The sequence below is a fragment of the Methylobacterium sp. genome (assembly GCF_019750675.1).
Lineage (GTDB): Bacteria > Pseudomonadota > Alphaproteobacteria > Rhizobiales > Beijerinckiaceae > Methylobacterium.
The window spans coordinates 1-1671 of sequence record NZ_JAIEOF010000156.1; the positions used below are offsets into that span (position 1 = coordinate 1).

3 protein-coding genes and 1 pseudogene are annotated in these 1671 nt (G+C 69.5%); all 4 read left to right on the forward strand.

Annotated elements, in window-relative coordinates:
* Positions 1-162: pseudogene (locus K2X24_RS08365) on the forward strand (hemin receptor); the annotation flags it as partial.
* Positions 163-227: 65 nt separating this feature from the next.
* Entirely contained in the window at positions 228-386 is a 159-nt protein-coding gene (locus K2X24_RS08370) for a hypothetical protein (RefSeq protein ID WP_292496694.1), read from the forward strand.
* Positions 387-527: 141 nt separating this feature from the next.
* Positions 528-848: a hypothetical protein gene (locus tag K2X24_RS08375; protein WP_292496696.1), complete on the forward strand. Its 321-nt coding sequence runs from the start codon at positions 528-530 to the stop codon at positions 846-848.
* Between the two features lie 616 nt (positions 849-1464).
* Positions 1465-1671, forward strand: a 207-nt coding sequence (locus K2X24_RS08380) for a hypothetical protein (RefSeq protein WP_292496699.1), incomplete at its 3' end; no start/stop codon positions are given.

Consider the following 1671-nt stretch of genomic DNA (forward strand, 5'->3'; position numbering starts at 1 on the left):
ACGCAGGCGGCGCATTACGCGCCCGTCGGGGAGGCGCTGCTCTGGACCCTGGAGCAGGGGCTCGGGCCCGACTTCACGCCCGAGGTGCGCGAGGCCTGGACCGAGACCTACGGCCTCGTGGCGCGCGTCATGCAGGACGCCGCCGCCGACGTGCGGGCGTGATCCCGGCGCGGGGCATCGCCGCCACGGCGATCGGCCGGAACGCACGGTGCGGGGGGAGCGACGACGTGAAGACGGTGATACCCCGCCTCCTGGCCATCGGCGTGATGCTCGTCGTAGTGGGCGCCGCCCACGGCCTCAAGCTCGCGGGCTTCGCGCATGCCGAACTCGACGCATTCCTGGCCGCGGGCCTGGCCTCGATCCTGACCGTGGCGTCCACCCTGTGACGTCCGTCGCCCTCCAGTCGAGGGGGCGGCGCCGGGGAGTCAGCTTTCGGCTCTCCCGTGAACACAATGGTGACGGTCCTGCGCTACGCCTGGGCGCGACGGGCGCATCGGACCCACGCGCACGGCCAAGGGAGACGTCACATGAGCGCTGCTCCAGCGCCTTCGCATCGGTCTCGGGACGCCGCGCGGCGCCTGCCCGAGCTGTCGTATCTGGCGGGGCGCCTCGCCGACCGGGTCGTGGAGGCCCAGGTCGCGGGCGAGCCCGTGCCCGACGACCACATCCGTTTCCTGCTCGACGCGGCGCTGCTGCTCCAGGAGCACGGCGTGGGTCTGCCCTCGCTCCTCGGACAGATCATGCGCGGCGCCGCCGAGCCGGAGATCCGGATGCCGCGGGTCGACGAGGACGACGATGCCGGCCGCCTCGCCTGGCTGCTGCGGCCCTTCCAGGAAACGCGAGGCTGAGCCAGGAAACGCGAAGCTGAGGATGGCCGCGCCTTTGCCGGCCCATCCTCCCGCGAAGAGGCCGGACAACCGAAGGCCGAACGACCGGATTCGCGAGTCCCGGAAGACGCCTCGCGTGGAATAGAACGGCAAGCCTCGTACGAGCCGCCAACGCAGCCGGCGGAATGTCTTCGTCCGGCCATTGTCCCCGACCGGAGACGGCCCACTCGACCCGCCCGGCGCGCGCCGGGGCGGGTTTTTTCCTGTCGGCCCGCGCGCATCGCCCTGAGCAAACCCTGCCGGGAATGCGTTCGCCCGGAGCGGCCGGGCCCTTCGAGAGGGTTCCGGAGGGTCCTGCGTCCAGCGCGGGAGTGGCGCGCAGTCAGGCCTGGGGGCGGCGGGAAGGCGCGCCGCCACCGGCCCATTGTTGTGTCTCGGCCACACAAGATTTCTATCGCAAACGGAGGCGGAATACGCCTTGAGCATCGAGATTTCGTGAAGCTACAAATCTCCCTGCCAATACGAGATCCGAACAATTAAGTCGAATTCAGGTGCGTTCCGCTTTGCGCCCAAAGCGATGGACACGCGCTATAGCCTTTTTGTCGGCAGGAAAACTTCCACGCTTCTGAGGACACCGATGTCGAATCCAACGCATCTGCGGCCCCTGCGCGCCGCCGGGCTGAGCTTTCTGCTGTGTGCGGGCGTCTCGCACGCGGCCCTCGGACAGACGACCGGGTATCAGGATCCCGGCCGGATCGGGGACGTCACGAGTTGGCGCACGCCGGAATACCTCGCCGATTTCGGTCTCGCCTCGATGAACGCCGACCAGGCCTATGCGCGCGGC

Bases quoted from the DNA above. Each gene is read 5' to 3' on its own strand.
- K2X24_RS08375 (WP_292496696.1), top strand. From the start codon at position 528: ATGAGCGCTGCTCCAGCGCCTTCGCATCGGTCTCGGGACGCCGCGCGG.